The 17,080-nt window shown below is 63.5% G+C and carries 20 protein-coding genes; 11 read left to right on the top strand and 9 right to left on the bottom strand.

Features of this window, described 5'->3' with window-relative positions:
- Positions 1–171 precede the first annotated feature (171 nt).
- From M2650_RS12210 to pyk, 4 genes are all read right to left on the bottom strand, one after another.
- Positions 172–1,182, bottom strand: coding sequence for a class I fructose-bisphosphate aldolase (locus M2650_RS12210; protein ID WP_249474863.1), 1,011 nt, complete (start codon positions 1,180–1,182; stop codon positions 172–174).
- Positions 1,183–1,270: 88 nt separating this feature from the next.
- Positions 1,271–1,882 carry a hypothetical protein gene (locus M2650_RS12215; RefSeq protein ID WP_249474865.1) on the bottom strand — a complete coding sequence of 204 codons (612 nt, stop codon included), beginning with the start codon at positions 1,880–1,882 and terminating at the stop codon, positions 1,271–1,273.
- A gap of 97 nt (positions 1,883–1,979) precedes the next feature.
- A complete protein-coding gene (locus M2650_RS12220) occupies positions 1,980–2,513 on the bottom strand; it encodes an energy transducer TonB (RefSeq protein WP_249474866.1) in 534 nt (177 codons plus the stop codon).
- Between the two features lie 177 nt (positions 2,514–2,690).
- Entirely contained in the window at positions 2,691–4,157 is a 1,467-nt protein-coding gene (pyk, locus tag M2650_RS12225) for a pyruvate kinase (RefSeq protein WP_249474868.1), read from the bottom strand.
- Between the two features lie 66 nt (positions 4,158–4,223).
- Here pyk and M2650_RS12230 point away from each other — a divergent pair, with 66 nt between their 5' ends.
- The gene (locus M2650_RS12230; protein WP_249474869.1) at positions 4,224–4,808 is read left to right on the top strand and encodes a GNAT family N-acetyltransferase; all 585 of its coding nucleotides are present in this window, start codon (positions 4,224–4,226) and stop codon (positions 4,806–4,808) included.
- 150 nt (positions 4,809–4,958) lie between these two features.
- Here M2650_RS12230 and M2650_RS12235 read toward each other — a convergent pair whose 3' ends face one another.
- From M2650_RS12235 to M2650_RS12250, 4 genes are all read right to left on the bottom strand, one after another.
- Positions 4,959–5,177, bottom strand: coding sequence for a DUF6289 family protein (locus tag M2650_RS12235; RefSeq protein WP_249474871.1), 219 nt, complete (start codon positions 5,175–5,177; stop codon positions 4,959–4,961).
- 157 nt (positions 5,178–5,334) lie between these two features.
- A complete protein-coding gene (locus M2650_RS12240) occupies positions 5,335–5,550 on the bottom strand; it encodes a DUF6289 family protein (protein WP_249474873.1) in 216 nt (71 codons plus the stop codon).
- A 71-nt stretch (positions 5,551–5,621) separates the two neighbouring features.
- Positions 5,622–5,831 (bottom strand): DUF6289 family protein, encoded by a 210-nt coding sequence (locus M2650_RS12245; protein ID WP_249474874.1) that lies wholly within the window; start codon positions 5,829–5,831, stop codon positions 5,622–5,624.
- Between the two features lie 133 nt (positions 5,832–5,964).
- A complete protein-coding gene (locus tag M2650_RS12250; protein ID WP_249474877.1) occupies positions 5,965–7,140 on the bottom strand; it encodes a phosphoglycerate kinase in 1,176 nt (391 codons plus the stop codon).
- Positions 7,141–7,228: 88 nt separating this feature from the next.
- On the opposite strand from M2650_RS12250, the gene M2650_RS12255 reads away from it, so the two are divergent.
- The 6 genes from M2650_RS12255 (at position 7,229) to M2650_RS12280 (ending at position 12,885) form a co-directional block, all read left to right on the top strand.
- Positions 7,229–7,855: a hypothetical protein gene (locus tag M2650_RS12255; protein ID WP_249474879.1), complete on the top strand. Its 627-nt coding sequence runs from the start codon at positions 7,229–7,231 to the stop codon at positions 7,853–7,855.
- A gap of 274 nt (positions 7,856–8,129) precedes the next feature.
- On the top strand, positions 8,130–9,803 hold the full coding sequence (locus M2650_RS12260; RefSeq protein ID WP_249474881.1) for a type IV secretory system conjugative DNA transfer family protein: 1,674 nt from the start codon (positions 8,130–8,132) through the stop codon (positions 9,801–9,803).
- A complete protein-coding gene (locus tag M2650_RS12265; RefSeq protein ID WP_249474884.1) occupies positions 9,800–10,054 on the top strand; it encodes a hypothetical protein in 255 nt (84 codons plus the stop codon). The genes M2650_RS12260 and M2650_RS12265 overlap by 4 nt, the downstream gene beginning before the upstream one ends.
- 139 nt (positions 10,055–10,193) lie before the next feature.
- Positions 10,194–11,213 carry a lysozyme inhibitor LprI family protein gene (locus tag M2650_RS12270; protein WP_249474885.1) on the top strand — a complete coding sequence of 340 codons (1,020 nt, stop codon included), beginning with the start codon at positions 10,194–10,196 and terminating at the stop codon, positions 11,211–11,213.
- Between the two features lie 14 nt (positions 11,214–11,227).
- Positions 11,228–12,229 (top strand): hypothetical protein, encoded by a 1,002-nt coding sequence (locus M2650_RS12275; protein ID WP_249474886.1) that lies wholly within the window; start codon positions 11,228–11,230, stop codon positions 12,227–12,229.
- The gene (locus tag M2650_RS12280) at positions 12,226–12,885 is read left to right on the top strand and encodes a hypothetical protein (RefSeq protein WP_249474887.1); all 660 of its coding nucleotides are present in this window, start codon (positions 12,226–12,228) and stop codon (positions 12,883–12,885) included. The genes M2650_RS12275 and M2650_RS12280 overlap by 4 nt, the downstream gene beginning before the upstream one ends.
- A gap of 46 nt (positions 12,886–12,931) precedes the next feature.
- On the opposite strand, the gene gap is transcribed toward M2650_RS12280, so the two are convergent.
- Positions 12,932–13,933, bottom strand: coding sequence for a type I glyceraldehyde-3-phosphate dehydrogenase (gene gap / locus M2650_RS12285; RefSeq protein ID WP_249474888.1), 1,002 nt, complete (start codon positions 13,931–13,933; stop codon positions 12,932–12,934).
- Positions 13,934–14,038: 105 nt separating this feature from the next.
- Here gap and M2650_RS12290 point away from each other — a divergent pair, with 105 nt between their 5' ends.
- The 4 genes from M2650_RS12290 to M2650_RS12305 are packed head-to-tail and all read left to right on the top strand — an operon-like array spanning position 14,039 to position 17,028.
- Positions 14,039–14,863 (top strand): S1/P1 nuclease, encoded by an 825-nt coding sequence (locus M2650_RS12290; protein ID WP_249474890.1) that lies wholly within the window; start codon positions 14,039–14,041, stop codon positions 14,861–14,863.
- A 19-nt stretch (positions 14,864–14,882) separates the two neighbouring features.
- On the top strand, positions 14,883–15,746 hold the full coding sequence (locus M2650_RS12295) for an MBL fold metallo-hydrolase (RefSeq protein WP_249474892.1): 864 nt from the start codon (positions 14,883–14,885) through the stop codon (positions 15,744–15,746).
- Positions 15,743–16,282, top strand: a complete 540-nt coding sequence (locus tag M2650_RS12300) for a molybdopterin-dependent oxidoreductase (protein ID WP_249474893.1) — start codon at positions 15,743–15,745, stop codon at positions 16,280–16,282. The genes M2650_RS12295 and M2650_RS12300 overlap by 4 nt, the downstream gene beginning before the upstream one ends.
- Complete coding sequence (locus tag M2650_RS12305) at positions 16,279–17,028, top strand: sulfite exporter TauE/SafE family protein (RefSeq protein ID WP_249474894.1); 750 nt, start codon at positions 16,279–16,281, stop codon at positions 17,026–17,028. Before M2650_RS12300 ends, M2650_RS12305 begins: the two co-directional genes overlap by 4 nt.
- Positions 17,029–17,080: the final 52 nt, after the last annotated feature.

The following is a 17,080-nucleotide window of genomic DNA, read 5'->3' on the forward strand; positions in this document are numbered from 1 at the left end:
GGATGACAGGCAAAAGAGCAAAGCTCGCGGCTGAAGCCGCTCCTGCAAAGAAGCCGTCCTACATGGAAGCCGCTCCACAAGAAGAGCAACGGCAGCGGGGCAAGCCCCGCTCTACAAAAAGAAAACGCCGGCGGAGGCCGGCGTTTTCGCTGGGATTTTTCGGACCGCGAATCAGGCGGCCTTGCTCCACTTGCCCAACGCCGCCAGCCCGTTGTCCCTGGCACGGGCGAACACGGTTTCCTGCGCCTTGCCGACGTTGTTGGCCAGGTCCTGCGACCATAGCTTGAGCGCGGCCGACTGCATGGCGCGGCCGTAGGAGAACGACAGCGGCCACGGATTCGGGCCCATGCGGTTCATCGCATCCAGGTGCGCGGTGGCTTCCTCGTCGCTCTGGCCGCCCGACAGGAACACGATGCCCGGCAGGATCGCCGGCACGGTGGATTTCAGGCACATCAGGGTGGATTCGGCGACTTCCTCGACCGATGCCTCCTCGCCGCTGTCCTTGCCCGGAATCACCATCGACGCCTTCAGGATCGTGCCTTCCAGCATCACGCTCTGCTGGTACAGCGCGTCGAACAGCGAACGCAGCACCACTTCGGTGACTTCGTAGCAGGTCTCGATGTCGTGGCTGCCGTCCATGATCACTTCCGGCTCCACCATCGGCACCAGGCCGCATTCCTGGCACAGCGCGGCGTAACGCGCCAACGCGTGCGAATTGGCTTCGATGCAGGTGCCGGACGGGATGTCGTCGCCGATATTGATCACCGCCCGCCACTTGGCGAAACGCGCGCCGAGCTTGTAGTACTCCTGCAGGCGCTCGCGCAGGCCGTCCAGGCCTTCGGTCACCACTTCGCCCGGGAAGCCGGCCAGCGGCTGCGGGCCCTTGTCGACCTTGATGCCCGGGATGATGCCGTTGTCCATCATCACCTTGGTGAAAGGCACGCCGGCCTTGGTGGACTGGCGGATGGTCTCGTCGTACAGGATCGCGCCGCTGATGTAATCGCCCAGCTTGGGGGTGGTCAGCAGCAGCTCGCGGTAAGCGCGCCGGTTCTCTTCGGTGTTGTCGATGCCCACGCCGGCGAAGCGCTTGGCGATGGTGTTGTTGGACTCATCGATGGCGATGATGCCCTTGCCCGCGGCGACCATGGCCTGGGCGGTTTCGGCAAGCTGTTCGATGCTCATGTCTGGGCCTAGGACTGTAAACCTCCATTATAACCGGCTGCCAGACGTCGCCAGCGCGTCGGCGGGACCGGAAGCTGTTGCCATGCAGTCAGCGGCCGGCCGGCCGCCGGGAAACAGCCGGATTGGCCGTCATCGCCCTGGTTTGGCTGCGCTGGAAAGCTTCCAGAGCCTGCTTCTCCATCGTGCCGGTCTGGAAAGCCCTCGCCTTCTGCTTCTGTACGAGCGAAGCCAAGTCCGAGATCGAACAATGGCTGCGCAGCCCGGCCACATCGGTGGCCTCTTTGCCCATGAAGTGGAGCGTGGCGACCGTATAGGTGGTTTGCGGTGTGGTTATCTCCGGGCGAGGTTTGAATTTCCATTGCGACAGGGCAGCGGCGCTGGTTTGCGAAAAAGCTTCCCAGAACCCGTCCGCGGGCTCCTTTTCGCCGGTTGAGCTGTTCCAAGCCTTGAGCAGCCCGAAATCGGAAGTGCTGCCGTCGGGCTTGATCGCGTAGCCCATCGCAATGCACACATTATCTCCGCGATCGGCGAACGCGGCCGGGTACCCGGGCGCCGCAAGCTTGGCGCCGTCGGCCAGCATCCACTGATCGCGGATACCGCCTTCGTTCACCATACGCACGCGCTCGGCCGAGATGCCGGCAGTCGCCACCAAGCCCATGCTGAGCCCGAGCGCCAGTTTTGCTTCCAGTCGACGATCCATAGCTGCTCTCCCTTTAGAAGTGCCGTTAAACGCCTACTCGAATGTGCTGTCAAGTACCTGGCCCCGTTCGGCCCTATTCAGCCCCCGAGCAACGCGACTAGTGGGGCCGCGTCTTGAAATCTTCGGGCTCGAGCTGCATCCGGTCGAACAAATCGGTGTCGAGCAGACGTCGCTTGCTCGAATCTGCGCGGATGGCGATCAGGTGCTGCGCCAGATTGGGGATGGCGCAGCGCTGCCGCAACTGTGGCGAAGCCGTCGTTTCCGGCTTGCCGAATAGCATTGTCGCGACGGTGTATACCGGCACCGGGCGACCGGTCTCCGGCCGCGGCTGGAACCGCCAATGCTGCAACGCATCGGCCGCAGATTGGGCGAAAGCGGCCCAAAAACCGGGCGATGGTTCGCGCTGGCCGCTCGCGCTGTTCCAGGCTTTCAGCAGTGCGTAGTGGGAAGTGCTGCCGTCCGCATTCAGCAGGTAACCGACGCCGACGCAGACTTCCAGAGCGCGATCTGAAAACTGCGGTGGATAAACCGGGGCGGGAAGGCGGGTGCCCGGGGGCAACGCCCAAGCAGTCTTGATGCCGCCTTCGTTGACGACCCGGACCGGCTCTGCGGCGAAGGCCGGGGCCGTCACGGACAGCAGCAAGAAAATCGAGAATCGGCAGAAGCAGGCCATTGCTGGCGCACCGGCAACCCTATCCCAAGAGGGAAATAGCACTGACGGCTAAGGCCGTCAATCGTCCTCTTCCCCGCGCCAATCGGCACCGGCGCCGCAATCGCCCATGATTCATGGTGATCGCACGTCGGCTCGTCAAATCTCGCCCAGGCCTTGCGCCACGCCCTCCGCGCCCACTTCCAGCAGGCGCAGCGTGTTGGTCGCGCCGTGGTGCTCCATGTGGTCGCCGCTGGTGAAGATCACGCGGTCGCCCTCCGCCAGCAGGCCGGCCTGGAACAAGGCCTTCAATGCCGCGCGCGCGGCCTCGCGTGTGGCCATGCCGCGGCTGTCGAAATCGATCGGGAACACGTCGCGCATCAGCGCCATCCGCCGCCGCGCGCCGCCGTGGCGCGACAGGCCGTAGATCGGCACGCTGGAGCGGAATCGCGACAGGAAGCGCGCGGTGCCGCCCGATTCGGTCATCGCCACGATCGCGCGCACCCCGATGTGCTCGGACAGGAACATGGTGGCCATCGCGATCGCCTGGTCGGCGCGCTGCAGATCGCGCTGCGCCTTCTCGAAATCGGTGTTGGCTTCGAATTGCTTTTCCGCGCCGATGCAGATGCGCGCCATCGCTTCCACCGCGCGCAGCGGAAAATTGCCGGCCGCGCTTTCCTGCGACAGCATCACCGCATCGGTGCCGTCGATCACGGCGTTGGCCACGTCCAGCACTTCGGCGCGGGTGGGGATCGGGCTGTCGACCATCGACTGCAGCATCTGCGTGGCGGTGATCACCACTTTGTTGCGCGCCAGCGATTCGCGGATGATCTTCTTCTGCAGGCCGGGCAGCTCGGCGTCGCCGATCTCCACGCCCAGGTCGCCGCGCGCCACCATCACCACGTCGCTGGCGTCGATGATCTCTTCCAGGTTCTCGATCGCCTCGGCGCGCTCGATCTTGGAGACCAGCGCGGCGTCGCTGCCGGCGGCGCGGGCGATGCTGCGCGCCTCTTCCATGTCGGCGGCGTTGCGGCAGAACGAAACGGCGATGAAGTCCACCCCGATCTGCGCGGCCACGCCGATCAGCTCGCGGTCGCGTTCGGTCAGCGCGCCCAGCGACAGGCCGCCGCCGAGCCGGTTCAGCCCCTTGCGGTCGGACAGCACGCTGTCGTTGAGCACGCGGGTGACGATGCGCTCGCCTTCCACCTTGTCCACCTGCAACTGCACCACGCCGTCGTCGAGCAGCAGCACGTCGCCGGCGGCCACGTCGTTGGGCAGGCCGAGATAGCTGACGCCGACCTGGGCGACGTCGCCCGGCGGCGCGTCTTCGCGCGCGAGCAGGTCGAAACGGTCGCCGGCGCGCAGGCGCACGCGGCCTTCGGCGAAACGTTCTATGCGTATCTTCGGCCCGGGCAGATCGGCGAGGATGCCGACCTCGGCGCCGACCCGCTGCGCCGCCTCGCGCACGGCCTGCGCGCGCGCGACCTGCGCCGACGGATCGCCGTGCGAGAAGTTCAGCCGCACCACGTCCACGCCGGCGCGCAGCAGGGCGTCGAGCACGCCGGGCGCGTCGGTGGCCGGGCCCAGGGTGGCGAGAATGCGGGTGCGGCGGCGGTGCTCGGACATGCGGTTGGGGCTTCGCGCGATGGAATCGCAGCTATCCTAGCCCAGACCTGCGACCGGAAAAGCTACATGTCCTTCGATCTGCCTGCGGCCCTGGCCGCATTGCCCGGTTTCCCGCAGTTGCGCGGCTCGCGCACCCGCCTGCGCGGCCCGCGCCAGGACGATGCCGACGCGGTCTTCGCGCTGTTCTCCGATCCTGAGGTGATGCGCTACTGGAGCCGGCCGCCGATGACCGAGCGCACCGAAGCCGAAGCCGCGATCGGCGAGATGCAGGAGGCTTTCGCCGAGCGCGACAAGATCAATTGGGTGATCGCCGACAAGAGCGACGCGGTGATCGGCACCTGCACCCTGTTCCGCTTCGATGCACGCCATCGCCGCGCCGAACTGGGCTATGCGCTGCGCTCGGACCGCTGGGGCCAGGGCCTGGCGCACGAAGCGGTGAGCGCGGCGTTGGACTGGGCGTTCCGCAGTTTGGCCCTGCATCGCATCGAGGCGGATATCGATCCTCGCAACGACGGCTCGCGACGGATCCTCGAGCGGCTCGGCTTCATCAGTGAAGGGCTGCTGCGCGAACGCTATTTCGTCGGCGAAAAAGTCAGCGACACGGAGATTTTCGGCTTACTCGCCTCGGATTGGCGCAACGGCGATCGGTGAGCCGTAGCCCGGGTGGAGCGCAGCGATACCCGGGGCTTTCACGCCATGCGCAATATCGCGTCCCGGTATCGCCTGCGGCTCCACCCGGGCTACGAAAAAGCCCCGATTCGTTCGGGGCTTTGATTTCGTTTCGGTTTCGAATGGATCGGATCAGCTATCCGGCCTGCAGCCCTGGGTGAACCACTTGTTGTCCGTTTCGATGCCCCAGCGGCCATCGGCCGCGCCGCAGCCCGCGGTCCAAGCGCCGACCAGCGCGCCTTCGTCGCTGTAGTAATGCCACGTGCCTTGCCAGTTCGCGGCGGCGCTGAACGACAAGCCGGCCGCTATCGCGAACATCGCTGCAGCCACGGCAATCCTGGTACGACTCATGTTCTTCTCCTTGGATGGACACGGATTCCTTCCGCACCGACACCATAGGCCGCACGCCCGCATCGTGGAATCAAATATCCGTTAACGAGCATGTCGCACGTCGCAAAAAACGAAGCCCCGATCATGTCGGGGCTTCGCGTCGTCCATCGGCGCCGGATCAGATCGGCGAAGCGCAGCCCTGCGTGAAGCTGTAATCCGTCGTCACCGTGCCCCAGGTACCGTCGTCGGCGCCGCAGCCGACGGTGCGATGGCCGACATAGCCGCCATCCTCGCCGTAGTAGACGAAAGTGCCCTGCAGGCAGCCGCCCGCATAGCTGATGCTCGAAGCGGCCGCCAGCAGCAGACCGGTCAGGATCAGTTTCGCATGTCGCATACAGCCTCCTTTTTCCTGCGCGCGCGGCCGGGCGCCGCGCTGTGACGTAGGTTCGCGAATGTCGGAAGACGTCAATCCGGGCAGTTCAGGCGTTCGATCGTGTAGGTATCGGTGCGCTGCCCGCTGTAGTGGACGCTGCCGTCGCAGGCCCCGATCTGCCAGCCGACCGCATTACCCGCATCGTCGTAGAACGTCATGATGTAGGGCCAGCGTCCGGCCATGGCCATGCCGACCATGCCGATCAATACCAAAGCGCAGAGAACGATCCTGATCCGCCGCATGAGCCCGCTCCTTGAGTGATGGCGTCCGGAGCATAGCGCCGCGAGCGCACGCGAACTTTGAACTGCGTGCACAAACGACAAAGGTGAATGCGCGGCTTGCGGCGCCGCGCGTTACGGCTGCGTTATTTCAGGCTCAACGGGCGCGCGCTTCGAGCGCCGCCACCGCCGGCAGCGTCTTGCCTTCCAGGAATTCGAGGAAGGCGCCGCCGCCGGTGGAGATGTAGGAGATTTCGTCGGCGATACCATATTTGTCCACCGCGGCCAACGTGTCGCCGCCGCCGGCGATCGAATAGGCCTCCGATGCGGCGATCGCGCGGGCCAACGTCTGCGTACCCTTGCCGAAAGCGTCGAACTCGAACACGCCGACCGGGCCGTTCCACACCACGGTGCCCGCCTTCGCGATCAATTCGGCGTAGCGCCGCGCGGTGTCCGGGCCGATGTCCAGGATCATGTCGCCGTCCTGCACGGCGTCGACCGCGCGAACGCTGGCCGGCGCGGCCGCGCTGAATTCCGGCGCCACCACCACGTCGGTCGGGATCGGGATGTCGGCGCCGCGCGCTTTGGCGTCGGCGATGATCTGCTTGGCGGTGCCGATCAGGTCCGCTTCGTACAGCGATTTGCCCACGCCGTAGCCCATCGCAGCGATGAAAGTGTTGGCGATGCCGCCGCCGACGATCAGCTGGTCGACCTTGCCGACCAGCGACGACAGCAGTTCCAGCTTGGTCGACACTTTGGAACCGGCGACGATCGCCAGCAGCGGCCGCGCCGGCTTGTCGAGCGCGGTGGCGAGCGCGTCGAGTTCTGCCATCAGCAACGGCCCGCCCGCCGCCTGCTTGGCGTGCTTGATGACGCCGTGCGTGGACGCTTGCGCGCGATGCGCGGTGCCGAACGCGTCCATCACGAACACGTCGCACAGTGACGCATATCGCTTGGACAGGTTTTCGTCGTCCTTGCCCTCGCCCACGTTCATGCGGCAATTCTCGAGCAGCACGAGCTGGCCGGGCGCGACGTCGACGCCATCCAGGTACTCGCGCACCAGCGGCACTTCGCGTCCGAGCAGCTCGGACAGGCGCGCCGCCACCGGCGCCAGCGAATCGGCTTCGCTCCACACCCCTTCTTTGGGCCGGCCCAGATGCGACATCACCATCACCGCGGCGCTGGCGTCAAGCGCGCGACGCAAGGTCGACAGCGAGGCGGCGATGCGCTGGTCCGATGTCACCCGCCCGTCCTCGATCGGCACGTTCAGATCCTGGCGGATCAGCACGCGCTTGCCGCGCAGGTCGAGGTCGGTCATGCGGAGGATGGACATAATGGTTTCCAGGGCGAAGTCAGGAGCGTATTGTCCGTGGCGCCAGCCGGGCAAGGCAAACCGGGCGGCCTTCCAAGGGGATTCGGGAATGGAATCAAGCACGTTCGCCGCCATGCCTGGCCTGCGCGCGGGCCGCTGGTGGGGCGCTCTGCCCGATGCGGTCACCGGCGCGGCCTGCCTGGTGGTCTGGTTCGCGCCGTTCGCGTTCGGGCAGGGCGCGGTCAAGACGGTCGTGCTGATGATGCTGATGGAATTCCTGCTGGTGCACGGCACCGGCTTTTTCACCGTGATCGCTTTCGCAGACGACATGTCGCGCGGCAAGCGCGTGCTGGCGATGCTCGGCCTGTTGTTTTTCTACGCGATGTTCGTCGCCGTGTTCGCGTGGTCGTTCAAGGCGTGGTGGCCGGTGTGGGTGTTCGTCTGGCTGGTCGCGGCCAAAGGATTCTGGATCTTCAGCGCACCGCGCGATCGCGCGCAGGAGGTCCAACGCCAGATGACTACCTGGGCGTTCTCGGTGGTGGCGTATCTCGCGGCGGTGTTCGGCGGCGTCGTGCTGTCCTTGCCTCGGCTGGGCCTCACCGAAGAAGTGGTCGCGACGCTGGGATTGCCCGGCGGCGGCGAATGGATCGAACGCCCGCACACCGCCGTGGCCGGCATGGCTTTTTATTTCTTCGCGATCGCCGCGTTCAAATTCTGGCGCGGCGGCAAGGCCTGATGTCCTGCTTTTTTGTAGGAGCGGCTTTTTTGTAGGAGCGGCTTTTTTGTAGGAGCGGCTTTTTTGTAGGAGCGGCTTTTTTGTAGGAGCGGCTTTAGCCGCGAGCTTTTCTCCCACCGTGGCGCTGTCCAGCCAACGGGAGGAAAGCTCGCGGCTAAAGCCGCTCCTACGAAAAGCCACCTCTGAATAGCCGCTTCGGGTGGCCTCTTTTTTGCCGGTTTCCGTCTTGGGCTAGCGCCTTCGACAAAAAGAAAACCGGCAAAGGAGCGCCACGGTGAACAAGCACAAGCTGTATTTCGTGACTGCGGTCACGCTGCTCTCGCTGATCGCGGGGCTCTACCTTTCCGGCTATCTGACGCTGTGGCTGCTGAAGGTCGATACCGGCCTGCTGCGGTGGGACACCTACCTCATCTATTTCCGCGCGCTCGACCTGCCCGAAGTCGCGCCCTTCGCCGCGAAGATCAAATGGGGCGGCTATCTCGGCTTCGGCCTGCCGGCGGCCGCCTGGTTGGCGCTGGGCGTGCTGACCCTGAGGCCGCGGGAAAAATCGCTGCACGGCGAAGCCCGCTTCGCCGGCCGCGGCGATCTGGCCAAACGCGGGCTGCTCAAGCCTTCGCCCGACGGCATCGTGGTCGGCAAGGTCGGCAACACCTTGATCCGCCTGCCCGGCCAGCAATTCGCGATCCTGGCCGCGCCGACGCGGTCGGGCAAGGGCGTGGGCATCGTCGTGCCGAACCTGCTCGAGTACCAGGACTCGGTGGTGGTGCTGGACATCAAGCAGGAGAACTTCGACCTGACCTCGGGCTGGCGCGAAAGCCAGGGTCAGAAAATCTATTTATTCAATCCCTACGCCGAGGATCGCCGCACGCATCGCTGGAACCCGATGAGCTACGTGTCGGGCGACCCGGCGTTCCGCATCTCCAGCCTGCAGGCGATCGCCGCGATCCTGTATCCCGACGGATCCAGTCAGGACAAGTTCTGGGTGAGCCAGGCGCGAAATGCGTTCCTCGCGTTCGCGTTGTACCTGTACGAAAACTACGATGAACAACGAAAGCGGGGCTATCTGCCCGAAGTCCTGGCCTTCCCTACCCTTGGGCAGGTATTCCGGTTGACGGCCGGCAAGGGCGAAGACCTCAAGACTTATCTCACTCAGCTATCCGATCGGCCTTTCTTGAGCAAAGAAGCGAAGGCCGCTTTCGCTGGCCTGCTCTCGCAGGAAAAAGAAACCTTCGCCTCGATCATGGGCACGGTGCGCGAGCCGCTGAATCCATGGCTCAACCCGGTGTTGGACGCGGCCACCAGCCACAACGATTTCTGGCTGACCGATGTGCGCAAGCAGAAGATGACGATCTACGTCGGCATCCAGCCGCACAAGCTGGCCGAATGCCGGACGCTGATCAACCTGTTCTTCAGTCAGTTGATCAACGTCAACGTGCAGACGCTGCCGCAGAACGACAAGCGGCTCAAGCACCAGTGCCTGTTGCTGATGGACGAGTTCACCGCCATCGGCAAGCTCGAGATCTTCGCTTCGGCCATTTCCTTCATGGCCGGCTACAACCTGCGGGCCATGCCGATCATCCAGAGCATGTCCCAGCTCGAATCCGTCTACGGCAAGGACGTCGCCCGCACTCTGGTCACCAACCACGCCCTGCAGATCGTCTTCGCCCCGCGCGAGCAGCAGGACGCGAACGAATACTCGGAAATGCTGGGCTACACCACGGTGCGCAAGAACAACATCACCCGCGGCCGCGATTTCAGCCGCAGCGAATCGCACGAGCGGCGCGCGTTGATGCTGCCGCAGGAACTGAAAGCGATGGGGCCGGACAAGGAAATCATCCTGTACGAGGGGATGGCGCAGCCTGTGTTGTGCAACAAGATTCGATACTTCTCCGACACCCATTTTAAAAACAGAATCAAGAATCCCGTGAAGATTCCGGAGCTGAAATGAGATTCATCGCACTAAACATCGCGTTCCTTGCAGGTGTAGCCGCTCACCCTCCTGCTTGCGCAAAACAGAAAGTCTTTGGATTCCCGAAGGTTATTCAAGATTCATGGCAACAGGACGCGCATCGATGCCGTGAAAGCGAGGCCCAAGATAACGAAGGAAGACTCGTCATTACGTCTAACGCTGCGCATATGAACGAAGAAACTATCAAGCCAAAAAAGATCACTGAGATCTCTAGAAACCCGCTTGCCTGAGGATACACGTGATCTCCAACATCGCGCCTCCAGAAATTCAGACGGCAGCTGACATATATGTGCTTAACGGCGACTACCTAACCATCACTGATGGAAAAACTACTCGTGAATTCGTCCGTTGCCACTAATGGACACGTCAATGGAAAAACTTGCGAACAGTTGTGGGTTTCTTGTGCTGGTAACTAATCCAATGGATTTAGGGAGGATATTGATGGATGAACCAACAAAGAATGAGGCTTCTTCTCTTCAGAAGAGTCGAATCAATTTTCTGTTTCATCCCGGCCTGTTAATAACAGCACTTACGGCAGGATTCGCCATAGCTCAAACGGTAAACGCCCAGAACGCGCCTGATCTCAGCAATACAAATCGCATGGATTGCTTTGCGATCGGCGACACCAGAAAACGAGAGGAATGTTTTTCGCATTATCGGAGCCAAGAGATTGAAGAATGCGAACGCGCAATGCCTCATGCATGCAAACCATACAAGGAGATGCATGCTCTTGATCTGGAGCTGGATCAGCTTAACGCACGCGCAATCAATTCGGTACGCAGTACCTATCACGCGCACACGTCCAACGACGCCGCTTATCTGAGCGACCTATTGGACTACCTCAATAGTTCGGACCAAGCGTGGCGAGATTATCGCGACGCTGAATGCCTGTTGGAGCCGTTTATTCAAGGAATTTCCCGGAGAGAAGCCCCGAACCTGACCGAAGCATGCCGCGCCGTCAAGACAAGAGCTCGCATAAGGGATCTAACCGAACTTTTCCAGTTGTTGAATGACACGAGAACCATCCTCGCACCACCCATATGTCCGTCCGAGGATTTCGCCGTCTTCTTGGCGGCTTTCATGGCTGACCAGAACATGCAGAGAACGTTCACCAGCTATCCATTCGTTTCTATCGAGTATCAATCACAAGACCTCGAAGCAGATCCAAAGATTCGACGTCTGAATTCATACGAAATCGAGTTCCCGCTAATCCTTAAAAAAGAGGATCTCGCCTCAAAAGGCGTGCGGCTAGATATCACAGAAAAAGAAAGCGGCGTTAAAGAGGTCTCTACCTACAGCGTAGGCGGTGGCGCTTACAGCAGGGTCTATAGGTTCGAGTGGGTCAACAAATGCTGGCATGCGACCTCATTAATTGATGCTTCCACATAACGGCAGGAGATTTTATGTCCAAAAAATACAGCATCTCGGAAAGTGTCGGGGCCGGATGGGAGCCTGTAGAAAACTACGAATCCCTCGAAAAACACCACCCGACATGGCCAGAGGACCCGGAGAGACGCAACTACAGCCAAATCGACGGCAGCAGAGAGGAGTTTGTCTATTCATCCAGTAGGGACAGGCTTGTCAGCAAGGATTTCGTTCTCTCAGTCGACGGAAATCCATCGGTCGATATCCCGTCTCCCGTATCAGGGTTCGTAAAGCGGTCTGCACGACTTGACCGGTGGGGTGCCGTTGAGATCTACGACAGTCAGGGTGACGACGCAAAAATTCTGGCTAGAGTCCTTCATATGAATCCAATCCGCGTTACCGACGGCGAAAAGATCGAGTATGGGCAATTGCTAGGGCAGCAAAGCAATAAGGCCCCCATCAAGATAGGCGTGCATACGCATATGGATTTCAACGAATGGCACCTGAACCAATTCCGTGAGTACTTGCACGACCTCGATTCCGGCGCGATAACTCCCAAGGGCTACATCAATGAGTACTTGAAATTTGACGCGTCACGTCGACAGATGGATGAGGAACCGCAAGCAGATCGTTGGTTCAGGTCCGCGAACCCTCAGCCCCGTACTGATGTTCATGACGGACGACCCGATCCGCGAGAGCGAAATCACCCGGACTATGCCCTTTACGAGGCTATCCGCAAGGCCCTCCCCGACAAATACTCCGACGACATGGCCGCACACGTGATGCTGCAAGCCAAGATCGGCGGTGTCCTGCGTGCTAACGACATCGACAAAATCATCGTCCGCGACGACCGGATCTTCGTGATGGGAACGACGCCTGGCTTCCGAACAGACGTGTACCTGTCCCAAGCGGCGCCGCCGATGCAGGAAACCGTGCAGCGTTCGGAAGACTTCGACAAGCAACAGGCCCAGCAGCACCAGCAATGGCTCGCCCAGGAACAGCAGCTGTCGCAAGAGCGCGGGATGAGGTATTCGCTATGACGGCCGCACCGAGGGACGAGAGCGGAACCGCAGGCGGCGATGCCCCCGCCGCCAGCGCCAAACCGCGCCGCAAACGGCCGCGCCCCGAAGGCCAATCCTTCTTCCACCCGCCCGAGATGTACGGCATCTACCGCGCCAAGACCACCGGCCGGCTGGATGCGGGCGGCAGCAGCTGGACGTGGCGGGTGATGATCTCGCGCGACAAGAAATGGGTCTGCAACCGATCCTTCGCGGACGTGAAATACGGCGGCGAGCAAGCGGCGCTGGCGGCCGCGATAGCCTATCGCGACGAGATGCTCCAGCTGGCGCCGCCGATGGCGAAGACCGCGCGCAATCAACAGCTGCGCCGCAACAACACCAGCGGCATGCCCGGCGTCTGCCGCAACTGCTACCGCGGCTATGCGTTCTACATGGCGCAGACCCTCCTGCCCGACGGCACGCGCCTGCGAAAAACGTTCGGCGTCGCCAAGCACGGCGAGGAGCGGGCGCGGGATCTGGCGATGGCGGAGCGCCAGCGGCAGCTGACCTTGGTGGAGCGCCAGGCATCGCTGCAGCCCGCCGTGCTTGCGGTTGGATCGGTGCGGCCTGCGGATGGGGAAAGACCGTCGATCGGCGCGGCGCCCATGGCTGCCCTGCGCCGACAGGCCGCCAGATGAAAAAGCCCCGCACCGCGGGGCTTTTTCGAGGGGAATGCCGCCGGGATTACTTGGCGACGACTTTCACCATTTCCAGGCACTTGGTGGAATAGCCCCACTCGTTGTCGTACCAGCTGATCAGCTTCACGAAAGTGCCGTCCAGCGCGATGCCGGCGTCGGCGTCGAAGATCGACGTACGGGTATCGCCGCGGAAATCGGTGGCGACCACCTTGTCTTCGGTATAGCCCAGGATCCCCTTCAACGCGCCTTCGCTCTGCGCCTTCATTTCCGCGCAGATCTCGGCGTAGGTGGCGGGCTTCTCGAGCTCGCAGGTGAGATCGACCACCGACACGTCGCTGGTCGGCACGCGGAACGACATGCCGGTGAGCTTCTTGTTGAGCTCGGGGATCACCACGCCCACGGCCTTGGCCGCGCCGGTGCTGGACGGGATGATGTTCTCGAGGATGCCGCGGCCGCCGCGCCAATCCTTGTTGCTGGGTCCGTCGACCGTCTTCTGCGTGGCGGTGGCGGCGTGCACGGTGGTCATCAGGCCGCGCTTGATGCCCCACTTGTCGTTCAGCACCTTGGCCAGCGGCGCCAGGCAGTTGGTGGTGCAGCTCGCGTTGGAGATGATCGCCTCGCCCTTGTAGGTCTTGTCGTTGACGCCGTAGACGAACATCGGCGTGTCGTCCTTGGACGGCGCCGACAGGATCACTTTCTTGGCGCCGGCGTCCAGGTGCTTCTGCGCGGTGGCCTTGTCCAGGAACAGGCCGGTGGATTCGATGACGACCTGCGCGCCGACTTCGTCCCATTTCAGGTTGGCCGGATCGCGTTCCTGGGTGAGGCGGATCTTCTTGCCGTTGACGATCAGGGTGTTGCCGTCGACCGCGATCTCGCCCTTGAAGCGGCCGTGCACCGAGTCGTACTGCAGCATATAGGCCAGGTAGTCCGGCTCGAGCAGGTCGTTGATCGCCACGATCTCGATCTCGTTGCCGAAATTCTGCACCGCCGAGCGCAGCACGTTGCGCCCGATCCGGCCAAAACCGTTGATGCCTACCTTGATCGCCATGAAGCCGCTCCTGCAAAGACGGGGAAGGGAAAGATCGGTATTTTAGCGTCTGGCCCCACCCCCCATAACCCCCGGCCGCCGATGAAAACGCTGCGCAAACCGCTTTTGCTCGCTTTTTTGCTGTTGCTGGCCCCGTCCGCGCTGGGTTGGAGCGCCCTGGGCCATCGCCTGGTGGGCGAACTGGCCCAGCGCCACCTGACGCCGGCCGCCCGCGCCCAAGTCGACGCCTTGCTCGCCGGCGAGCCCGATCCCACCCTGGCCGGCGTGGCCGATTGGGCCGATACGCTGCGCGATTCGGACCCCGAACGCTTCAAGCGCACGCAATCCTGGCATTACATCAACTACCGCTCCTCGGGCTGCGAATATCGGCCCGAGCGCGATTGCCCGGATGGCGACTGCGTGGTCGGCGCGATCGAAAGGCAACGCGCGATCCTGGCCGATCGCTCGCAACCGCTGGAAGCGCGACGCGACGCCTTGAAGTTCCTCGTCCATTTCGTCGGCGACGTGCATCAGCCCATGCACGCGAGCAATCGCGACGACAAGGGCGGCAATGCCTACCAGATCAGCCTGCGCACCGATCTGGAGCCCGAGGCGTACGCCCGCAAGAAATATGTGGACGGCGTGATGGGCACCAATCTGCACTCGGTGTGGGATTTCTACATCCTCGGCTCGAAGAAGCTGAAGCTGTCGCCGTACGCGGCCAAGCTCGACGCCCTGCCCTGGCCGCCCGCCGCGCCGCAGACCCGCGATCCGTCGGCCTGGGCCGGCGAATCGTGCCGGCTGATCGAATCGCACAAGCTCTATCCGGACGGGCACAAACTCGATATCGCCTATCTGGACGCGCAACGTCCGCTGGCCGAGCAGCGCGTGCGCCAGGCCGCGTTCCGTTTGGCCGACCTGCTCAACACGACGTTGGCCGATACGCACTGAACCGACGAGGAGCGCCGCCATGTCGCCGATCGTGCATCCGCACCACCACGCCGGCACCGGCACGTGGAGTTACGTCGTCGCCGATCCGGACAGCCGCGAAGCGGCGATCATCGATCCAGTGCTGGATTACGAAGCCGCTTCCGGACGCACCTCCACCGCCTCGGCCGAAGCGCTGCTGCAGGACGTGCGCGAACACGGCTACCGCGTGCGCTGGCTGCTGGAGACGCACGCGCACGCCGATCATCTGTCCGCCGCGCACTGGCTCAAGCGGCAGTTCCCCGATGCCGTGCTCGCCATCGGCGACGGCATCCGCACCGTGCAGGAGACGTTCCGGCCGATCTTCAACCTCGGCGCAAGCTTCGCGACCGATGGCTCGCAATTCGACCGCCTGTTCGCGGCCGATGAGATTTTCTCGATCGGCGGCTTGCGGGCGCGGGTGATTCCGGTGCCGGGGCATACCAGCGACAGCAGCGCGTATCTGATCGGCGACGCATTGTTCACCGGCGACTCGCTGTTCATGCCCGATGCGGGCTCGGCGCGCTGCGATTTTCCCGGGGGTAGCGCGGCCACGCTGTATCGTTCGATCCAGCGCCTGTTCGAACTTCCGGACGGCACCCGCGTCTTCGTCTGCCACGATTACGGCCCCGGCGGACGCGCGGTAGCTTGCGAAACCACGATCGGCGAGCAGAAGCGCGCCAACATCCACGTCGGCAACGGCGCGAGCGAGGCCGATTTCGTGAAACTGCGCCTGGCGCGCGACGCGACGCTGCCGATGCCCGCCTTGATCATCCCCGCCGTGCAGACCAATATCCGCGCCGGCGCACTGCCCGCGGCCGAGGACAACGGCGTGCGCTACCTGAAAGTGCCGCTGGACAAATTATGACCACCCGGAAATACGCGATGCGGACCGCCTGCCTGCTGCTCGTCGCCGGATTGTCGGCCTGCGCAGCCGCCGGCCCGGTCCTCCGGGCCGCGGCGCCATCGCACCCGGAACATGCGGGACGCGCATCCGAGCCGATGTCGCCTTCGCCGTTCGTCGTGCCGCTGGACGCGGCGACGCTGGCCAAACTGCCGCGCGAACCGGTGAAGGCTTCCGCGCACGGACAGGATCTGGATTGCGAAGGCGTGGCGCTCGCAGGCTTGTTGCGCGCCACCGGTGCGGTGCCCGCGGACCCGTTGCGCGGCCCGCAGCTCGCACGCTATCTGCTGGTGACCGCGCGCGACGGCTACCGCGCGATCTATTCGTTGGCCGAGCTCGATCCGAGCCTGAGCGATCGCCGCGTGCTGCTGGTCGACCATTGCAGCGGCAAGCCGCTGGACGACGACGATGGCCCGCTGCGGCTGATCGCACCGGGCGACGCCAGGCCCGCGCGCTGGGTGCGGCAGGTCAAATCCATCACGGTGGTCGCCGCCCCATGAGCGAAGTCGAACTTGTCCTCGCCGCCCTGCTGTTCGCGGTGGCGGTGCTGTACTCGTCGGTCGGCCATGCCGGCGCCAGCGGCTACATCGCGGCGATGGCCTTGTTGAATTTCGCGCCGGAGCAGATGCGTCCGACCGCGCTGGCCTTGAATCTACTTGTCGGCGGCATCGGCCTGTTCCGTTTCTGGCGCGGCGGCTATGTGCGCTGGCGCAACGTGCTGCCGTTCGTGCTGGCCTCGGCGCCGGCGGCGTTCTTTGCCGCGCAAGTCAAGTTGCCGAAGGAAAGCTATTCGATCCTGCTAGGCATCGTGCTGCTGGTCGCGGCGTTCGGCGTTTTCCGCAGCGCTTCGCGCGCCGAAACCACCGATACGCAGGACGCCGGCCGTCGCGTGCCTTGGCTGGCAGGGCTTCTGGTCGGCGCCGCGATCGGCGTGCTATCCGGCCTCACCGGCACGGGCGGCGCGATCTTCCTGACGCCGCTGCTGCTGTTCGCGCACTGGATGCCCACGCGCGAGGCCAGCGGCACATCCGTCGCCTTCGTCTGGATCAATTCGCTCACCGGCCTGGCCGGCTTGATGCATGCCAGCGGTACATTGCCGACCGCATTGCCCGTGTGGTTGGCCGCAGTGGCCGTCGGCGCCTTGATCGGCACCCAGCTCGGGCTGAAATGGCTGCCGGTCAAGGGCTTGCGTTACGCGCTCGGCGTGGTGCTTTTGATCGCAGCCGGCAAATTACTGTTCGCATAATGCGGGAGCGCATCGGCGGGCCGCGAAGCCGCCCACGGAGTAGGCTAGGCGC

It is taken from the genome of Luteimonas galliterrae (assembly GCF_023374055.1).
In the GTDB taxonomy this organism is placed as follows: Bacteria; Pseudomonadota; Gammaproteobacteria; order Xanthomonadales; family Xanthomonadaceae; genus Luteimonas_C; species Luteimonas_C galliterrae.